Origin of the sequence: Modestobacter excelsi, assembly GCF_005930495.1 — a bacterium.
GTDB classification, from domain to species: Bacteria; Actinomycetota; Actinomycetes; order Mycobacteriales; family Geodermatophilaceae; genus Modestobacter; species Modestobacter excelsi.
This window is the reverse complement of sequence record NZ_SJEX01000061.1, coordinates 24,219-31,796: the sequence shown is the minus strand read 5'-3', so window position 1 is coordinate 31,796 and position 7,578 is coordinate 24,219. Positions and strand designations below refer to the sequence as shown.

At 73.1% G+C, this 7,578-nt stretch carries 8 protein-coding genes and 2 pseudogenes; 9 read left to right on the top strand and 1 reads right to left on the bottom strand.

Features of this window, described 5'->3' with window-relative positions; all coding sequences use genetic code 11:
- The 6 genes and pseudogenes from FHL80_RS18000 to FHL80_RS25690 form a co-directional block, all read left to right on the top strand.
- On the top strand, positions 1-1,083 hold a 1,083-nt coding region (locus FHL80_RS18000), incomplete at its 5' end, for an ABC transporter permease (RefSeq protein ID WP_138734746.1).
- A gap of 125 nt (positions 1,084-1,208) precedes the next feature.
- Positions 1,209-2,267 (top strand): substrate-binding domain-containing protein, encoded by a 1,059-nt coding sequence (locus tag FHL80_RS17995; RefSeq protein ID WP_138734745.1) that lies wholly within the window; start codon positions 1,209-1,211, stop codon positions 2,265-2,267.
- 59 nt (positions 2,268-2,326) lie between these two features.
- On the top strand, positions 2,327-3,526 hold the full coding sequence (locus tag FHL80_RS17990) for a Gfo/Idh/MocA family protein (protein ID WP_138734744.1): 1,200 nt from the start codon (positions 2,327-2,329) through the stop codon (positions 3,524-3,526).
- Positions 3,526-4,533 carry a sugar phosphate isomerase/epimerase family protein gene (locus tag FHL80_RS17985; RefSeq protein ID WP_138734743.1) on the top strand — a complete coding sequence of 336 codons (1,008 nt, stop codon included), beginning with the start codon at positions 3,526-3,528 and terminating at the stop codon, positions 4,531-4,533. The genes FHL80_RS17990 and FHL80_RS17985 overlap by 1 nt, the downstream gene beginning before the upstream one ends.
- Before the next feature lie 41 nt (positions 4,534-4,574).
- Positions 4,575-4,766 (top strand): annotated as a pseudogene (locus tag FHL80_RS27100) (hypothetical protein); the annotation flags it as partial.
- Positions 4,767-5,094: 328 nt separating this feature from the next.
- Positions 5,095-5,235 carry a hypothetical protein gene (locus FHL80_RS25690; RefSeq protein ID WP_216870843.1) on the top strand — a complete coding sequence of 47 codons (141 nt, stop codon included), beginning with the start codon at positions 5,095-5,097 and terminating at the stop codon, positions 5,233-5,235.
- Between the two features lie 7 nt (positions 5,236-5,242).
- Here FHL80_RS25690 and FHL80_RS17980 read toward each other — a convergent pair whose 3' ends face one another.
- Complete coding sequence (locus FHL80_RS17980; RefSeq protein ID WP_138734742.1) at positions 5,243-6,514, bottom strand: D-arabinono-1,4-lactone oxidase; 1,272 nt, start codon at positions 6,512-6,514, stop codon at positions 5,243-5,245.
- Positions 6,515-6,567: 53 nt separating this feature from the next.
- Between FHL80_RS17980 and FHL80_RS17975 the strand changes: the two genes are divergently transcribed.
- From FHL80_RS17975 to FHL80_RS26370, 3 genes and pseudogenes are all read left to right on the top strand, one after another.
- Positions 6,568-6,966, top strand: a complete 399-nt coding sequence (locus tag FHL80_RS17975; RefSeq protein ID WP_246078768.1) for an ArsR/SmtB family transcription factor — start codon at positions 6,568-6,570, stop codon at positions 6,964-6,966.
- Positions 6,963-7,181: pseudogene (locus tag FHL80_RS26375) on the top strand (SRPBCC domain-containing protein); the annotation flags it as partial. The gene FHL80_RS17975 and the pseudogene FHL80_RS26375, both read left to right, overlap by 4 nt.
- 167 nt (positions 7,182-7,348) lie before the next feature.
- A complete protein-coding gene (locus tag FHL80_RS26370) occupies positions 7,349-7,489 on the top strand; it encodes a hypothetical protein (protein WP_246078769.1) in 141 nt (46 codons plus the stop codon).
- Positions 7,490-7,578 lie beyond the last annotated feature (89 nt).

Genomic DNA, 7,578 nt, shown 5'->3' with positions numbered 1-7,578 from the left:
CTGCTCGCCGGGCCGCTCGGCCGCAACCTCGGGCTGATCGTCGCGCTGGTGCTGCTGTGCATCGCCGGCGTCGCGACGGCCGGCGACCGGTTCGCCGACGTCGACAACGTGCTGACCATCCTGCGGCTGGCCGCCGTCATCGGCGTGGTCAGCGTCGGGATGACGTTCGTGATCATCGGCGGCGGGATCGACCTGTCGGTCGGCGCGCTGGTGGCGCTGGCCTCGGTGTGGGCGACCACCCTGGCCACCCAGCAGCTGGCCGAGGACACCCACTGGATCGTCATGGTGGGCACCGCGCTGCTGGTGGGCTCGATCGCCGGGCTGGTCAACGGGGTGGTGATCGCCTACGGCAAGCTGGTCGCCTTCATCGCCACCCTCGCGATGCTGGCCGCCGCCCGCGGGCTGGCCGAGATCATCTCCAACCGGCGCACCCAGATCGTCCAGGACCAGGACTTCATCCGGTTCTTCTCCGGCGACGTGCTCGGCATCCCGACGCTGGTGATCGTCTTCGCCCTCGTCGCGGTCGCCGGCTGGGTGCTGCTGAACCGCACGACGTTCGGCCGGCGCACCTTCGCCGTCGGCGGCAACGCGGAGGCGGCCCGGCTGGCCGGCATCCGGGTGCAGCGGCACACCGTCTGGCTCTACGTGCTCTCCGGGTTCACCTGCGGGATCGCGGCGGTGATGCTGATGGCGCGCACCACGACCGGCAGCTCCACCCACGGCAACCTCTACGAGCTGGACGCCATCGCGGCGGTGGTCATCGGCGGCACCCTGCTGGTCGGCGGCCGCGGCACCATCGTCGGCACCGTGCTCGGCGTGCTGATCTTCACCACGCTCGGCAACGTCTTCACGCTCAACAACCTGTCCAGCTCGGCTCAGGCGGTGGCCCGCGGTGTGATCATCGTCGCCGCCGTCCTGCTCCAGCAGCGGCTGGTCACCGGGTCCTTCCGGATGCGCACGCCGCGGTCGATGACCCCGCCCGGCGCGGCCACCGCCGGCGGGCCGGCGGGCACGGTCTCCGGCGGCGCGGTGCCCGGCGGCCCGGCCGGCGACCGCCCCAGCGGCAGCACCGACACCCCTTGACCTGACCCGGGCCCAGCGGGCGCGGATCAGCACGACACCCAGCCGGCCCCCGGCCGCCTGGGCAGCACCAGCCACGTCCCACCCCGCCTGGACTGCCCAGGTCGGCTCGACACGAGGAGAGAACGATGTCTGCAACACGGCAGCGCCCGTTCCGGCGCCTGCTGTCCACCACCGTCTGCCTGGTCGGGGCGACGGCGATGGTGGCCGGCTGCACCAGCAACTCACCGGAGGAGAGCTCCTCCGGCGGCGGCGGCAGCACCAACGCAGCCAGCTCGAACGACGACTCCGGCGACGAGGTCACCATCGGCTTCTCCGCGCCGGCGGCCGACCACGGCTGGATGGCCGGCATCACCAACGCCGCGAAGGCGGCAGCCGAGCAGTACGACGACGTCGACCTGCAGGTCGCCGAGGGCACGAACGACGTCAGCACCCAGATCAGCCAGGTGGAGACCTTCATCAACGACAAGGTCGACGCGATCGTGCTGCTGCCCTTCGACGGCGCGGCGCTGACCCCGGTCGCGCTGAAGGCGATGGACGCCGGCATCCCGGTGATCAACGTCGACCGCCAGTTCGACAGCCCGTTCGCCGCCCGCGCCACGGTGCTCGGTGACAACTACGGCATGGGCGTCTCGGCCGGCACCTACATCTGCTCCCAGCTGGGCGGCAAGCCGGACTCGGTCGTCGCCGAGATCGCCGGCATCGACTCCCTCCCGCTGACCCAGGAGCGCAGCAAGGGCTTCGCCGACGCGCTCAGTGACTGCGGGCTGAAGGTGAGCAACCGGGTCGCCGCGGAGTTCACCGTCGAGTCCGGTGAGGAGGCCGCCTCCAACCTGCTGCAGGCCGCGCCGAAGATCGACGCCATCTGGAACCACGACGACGACCAGGGCGTCGGCGTCCTGGCCGCGATCAACAACGCCGGCCGCGACGAGTTCTTCATGGTCGGCGGCGCCGGTTCGGCGAACGCCATGCGCAGCATCCAGGCCGATGACTCGGTCCTGAAGGCGACGGTCATCTACCCGTCGACCCAGGCGGCGGACGGCGTCAAGATGGCCCGCCTGCTGGCCCAGGACAAGGCGATGTCGGACCTGGTCGAGGTGGAGATCCCGAAGCAGGTCGTGCTCAACGCACCGGTCGTGACCAAGGACAACGTCGACCAGTACATCGACAGCGCGTTCGAGTCCTGACCGCACCGCCGGGGACGCCGACGACCGTCGGCGTCCCCGGTCGTCTCCTGGAGCCTGCGATGACCCCCTCCCCGCCGCCGTTGCGCGTCGGCATGATCGGTTACGCCTTCATGGGCGTGGCCCACTCCCACGCGTGGCGCACCGCGCCGCGCTTCTTCGACCTCCCGCTCGCCCCGCAGCTGACCGTGCTGGCCGGCCGGGACCCCGCCGCGCTGTCGGCCGCCGCCGACCGGCTGGGCTGGGCGGACACCGAGACCGACTGGCACCGCCTCCTGCAGCGCACCGACGTCGACCTGGTCGACATCTGCACCCCCGGTGACACCCACGCCGAGATCGCGATCGCCGCGCTCGAGGCGGGCAAGCACGTGCTGTGCGAGAAGCCGCTGGCCAACTCCGTCGCCGAGGCCGAGGCGATGGTCGCGGCGGCCGACCGGGCGGCGGCGTCCGGCGTGCGGGCGATGGTCGGCTTCACCTACCGGCGGGTGCCGGCGGTGGGCCTGGCCCGCAAGCTGGTCGCCGACGGGCGGCTGGGCACCATCCGGCACGTCCGGGCGCAGTACCTGCAGGACTGGATCGCCGACCCGGCCACCCCGATGTCCTGGCGGCTGCAGAAGGACAAGGCCGGCTCCGGCGCGCTGGGCGACATCGGCGCGCACATCGTCGACCTCACCCAGTACATCACCGGCCAGTCGCTGACCGGGGTGAGCGCGCTGATGGAGACCTTCGTGCGCAAGCGCCCGCTGCCGGCCAGCACCGGCACGCTCGGCGGGGTCGCCGGTGAGGGCATGGGCGAGGTGACCGTCGACGACGCGGCGGTCTTCCTCGGCCGGTTCACCGAGGGCGCGCTGGCCACGTTCGAGGCGACCCGGTTCGCCCTGGGCCGGAAGAACGCCATCCGGATCGAGGTCAACGGCTCGGCCGGCAGCCTGGCCTTCGACTTCGAGGACATGAACGTCCTGGACTTCTACGACGGCGCCGAGCCGGCCGAGACCGCCGGCTTCCGGCGGATCGTGGTCACCGAGCCCGAGCACCCCTACGTGGGCGCGTGGTGGCCGGCCGGCCACGGCCTGGGCTACGAGCACGGCTTCACCCACCAGGTCGTGGACCTGGTCGGTGCGCTGGCCGCGGGGGAGCAGCCCCGGCCGTCCTTCGCCGACGGGCTGCAGGTCCAGCGCGTGCTGGACGCAGTCGAGCGCAGTGCCGCCGACCGTTCCACCTGGACCGAGATCCCCACCGACGACCACCCGGGAGAGAACTGATGCCCCGCCCCGTCACCCTGTTCACCGGCCAGTGGGCCGACCTGCCGTTCGAGGAGGTGTGCCGGCTGGCCTCGGGCTGGGGCTACGACGGCCTGGAGATCGCCTGCTGGGGCGACCACCTCGACGTCGCCCGGGCCGCCGAGGACGACTCCTACGTCAAGGAGCGGCTGGCGGTCCTGGAGCGGCACGGCCTGTCGGTGTACGCCATCTCCAACCACCTCAACGGCCAGGCCGTCTGCGACGACCCGATCGACGAGCGGCACCGCGGGATGGTCCACGCCCGGGTGTGGGGCGACGGCGACCCCGAGGGGGTGCGGCAGCGGGCGGCGGAGGAGATGAAGCTGACCGCCCGCGCCGCCCGCGCGCTGGGCGTCGACGTCGTCGTCGGGTTCACCGGGAGCAAGATCTGGAAGACCGTGGCGATGTTCCCGCCGGTGCCCGAGTCGATGATCGCCGACGGCTACGCCGACTTCGCCGACCGCTGGAACCCGATCCTGGACGTCTTCGACGAGGTCGGGGTGAAGTTCGCCCACGAGGTGCACCCCTCGGAGATCGCCTACGACTACTGGACGACGGTCGCCACCCTGGAGGCGATCGGGCACCGTGAGGCGTTCGGGTTGAACTGGGACCCGTCGCACTTCGTGTGGCAGGACCTGGACCCGGTCGGGTTCATGTGGGACTTCAAGGACCGGATCTACCACGTGGACTGCAAGGACGCGAAGCGTCAGGTCGGCAACGGGCGCAACGGCCGGATGGGCTCCCACCTGCCGTGGGCCGACCCGCGGCGCGGCTGGGACTTCGTCTCCACCGGCCACGGCGACGTGCCGTGGGAGGCGTGCTTCCGGATGCTCAACACCATCGGCTACACCGGGCCGATCTCGGTGGAGTGGGAGGACGCCGGCATGGACCGGCTGGTCGGGGCGCCCGAGGCGCTGGAGTTCGTCCGCCGGCTGGCCTTCGACCCGCCCGCCGCGGCCTTCGACGCGGCCTTCTCCAGCGGCAACTGATGGGCAGCGGACGGGGAGTTCGCCCGATGTGACCGGGAGCGGTGGCGGCCCGGCTCGACAGCACTGACCCCGCTGGGGCCCGGCTGGTCGAGGCCTGCGCGGTCGGGACCGGCGACCGGGTGCTGGACGTCGCCGCCGGCACGGGCGACGCGGCGCTGCTGGCCGAGGGCCGCCGGCAGGCCGAGGCGTCCGGGCTGTCGCTGGAGTGGACCGAGGCCGACGCGGAGCTCCTGCCGTTCGACGAGGCGTCCTTCGACGTCGTGATGTCCGCGATCGGCGTCATGGTCGCCCCGCGCCCGGTTCGACAGCGAGTACCTGCTCGCCGCCGACGCCCGGGACGGCCTGGCCCGGGCGCAGTGGTTCCTCGGCCGGGTCCCCGAGGCGATCGCGCAGCGCGAGCAGGCCTTCGCCGACCACGTACGGGGCGGCGGGCCGCGGGTGGCTGGACCTGGCCGAACGGGTCGTGGCCGACGTCCCGCTCTGCGCCGGTCACGGCTGGGTGGCCGTCGAGCGCGGCCGGCACCGGCCCGCCGCGCGCTGCGCGGGTTCACCGGTCTGCTGATGCCGTTCGACGCGGCGAGGGCCCGGCTGGCGCTGGCCCGGGCAGTGGCCCCCGACGACCGGCTGGGTGTCCGCAACCGCGCCGAGGCCACCGCTCACGCCGTCCGTCGCGGTCAGCCCGGCGGCCTGCTGCCCGGCTGACCGCGGGTCAGCTGCCGAGGACGTGCCGCTCGAGCCACTCGTTGCCGAAGGCGCCCCGGGGGTCCAGCCGCTGGACCAGGTCGACGAAGTCGGCGTGCCGGGCGTACCGGGGGGCGAGCGTGGCGGCGTCGGCGAGGAAGACCTTGCCCCAGTGCGGGCGCGCCCCCAGCGGGAGCAGCGCGGCCTCGAGCTCGACGAGCAGCTCCTCCACCTCGGACTGCGCCTGCCGCCAGGTGAAGTGGAACGCGACGGAGTCCTGGTCGTGCGCCGTGCTCAGCCAGAGCCGGTCGGCGGCGATCGTGCGGATCTCGCAGGTCTGCAGCAGCGGCCGGATCCGGTCCCCGAGGGCGCGGAGCGCCTCCAGCGCCGGGACGGCGTGGGACCGGGGGAGCAGGTACTCGGACTGGATCTCGTCGCCGTTGCTGGGCGTGAAGCCCATCCGGAAGTGCGGCAGTCGGTCCGACCACAGGCCGACGCTGCCCAGCTGCGGGGTGGCCGGGGTCGGGTCGATGCCCGGGATCGGGTGCCGCTCGCTCATCGCCGGCACCGCACCGAACAGCTCACCCTGGGGCGGGGCCGGCGCGTCGGTCCGCGACTTGACCCAGACCATGTCGACGTCGCCCTCGAACAGGGTGAACGCGCTGACGCTGTAGCCGAGGGAGACGACCTCCTCGAAGTGCTCGAACAGGGCCGGCCACGGCAGGTGGTCGAAGACCCGCTGCTGCACTTCGAACGCCGGCTCGACGTCGAGGGTGACCCGGGTGACCGCACCCAGCGCGCCGAGGCCGACGACCATGCCGTCGAAGTCGGCGTCCCCGCGGTCGGCGCGCACCACCTCACCGCTGGAGGTCACCAGCTCCAGGGCCGCGACCGCGGTCGCCAGGTTGCCGTTGCCCACACCGGACCCGTGGGTGGCGGTGGCCACGGCACCGGCCACGGAGATGTGCGGGAGCGAGGCGAGGTTGTGCAGCGCCAGGCCGTGCGGCTGCAGCGCCGCGGCCACGTCGCCGTAGGTCAGGCCGGCGTCCACGGTCACCGACCGCCGATCCGGGGCGACGACGACCGAGTCCGGCGAGGTCATCGCCTCCAGCGAGACGAGCTCCGCCGAGTCGACGATGCCGGTGAACGAGTGCCGGGAACCGAGGACCTTCACCCGCGGCCCGGCCGAGACGACCTCCTGCAGCTGCTCGAGCGACTGCGGGCGGTGCAGCTTCGTCGCCCAGTAGGTGTAGTTGCCGGCCCAGTTCGTCGTGGACAGCGCCACGGGCACCTCGATCACGCCCCAGTGTCCCGCAGCGTCCGCGGGTGGGTGGAAGGGGGTTGCTCCATGAGTTGTCGCTCATATCCATCGGAGTGCACGCGTTCGGCGTCCTCGGTGACCCGGTCCGGCGCCGGATCATGGAGCTCCTCGCCGACGGCGAGCAGCCCGCGGGGCAGGTCGCCGCCGTCGTGCACGTCGAGTTCGGCATCTCCCAGCCCGCCGCCTCCCAGCACCTCAAGGTGCTGCGCGAGAACGGCTTCGCCCGGGTGCGCGCGGAAGGAGCGCGGCGGCTCTACGCCGTGGATGCGACCGGGCTGCAGGAGATCGACGCGTGGCTGACCGGCTTCCGCCGGTTCTGGGACCAGCGCCTGGACGCGCTGGCCACCGAGCTCGCCCGGGGCAAGCGCGCCGGGACGACACCAGTGACCACGGGCGCCGAGCCCGCGGCCGACACGGAGGAGGGGACATGAGGGACCTCGTCGACGAGCTCGTGGCGGCTCACCGGGACGTGCAGCGGAGGGGGAGCGGGGACGCCGGGGAGATGGCCGTCAGCGTGCTCCGCCGCTACGACGCGGCGGTCGGGGACGTGTGGTCCGCCGTCACCGAGCCCGACCGGCTGGCCCGGTGGTTCGCCCCGGTCAGCGGCGACCTCCGGGTGGGCGGCGCTTTCCAGGTGGAGGGGAACGCCGGTGGTGAGGTGCCGGAGTGCGACCCACCGCACGGCTTCACCGTCAGCTGGGGTGGCCCGCAGAGCCTGGTCCGGCTGCGGCTCGGACGTCGCCGTCCTCGGGCTGGCGCTCTTCCTGCGCGGCGAGCCGGTGGGCGACCCGGTCGCCTGGGGGGACCCCGGAGGTGCAGCGCTTCAGCGCCGCGACGATCGACGCGTGGGCGACGGCGATCGGCACGACGGCGGCTCCGGAGGAGGTCGCGGCCGGGGTGCAGGTGGCGCGGGTGCAGTTCGCCCCGGACGCGTCCGTGGAGGCCCGTTCCTGACCGGGGGCTGCGGGACGACGCCGACGCCTGGTTGACTGGTGGTTGAGCGTTTGACGGTCCGTCGGCGCCGGCGAGCTCCTCGGGAGGAC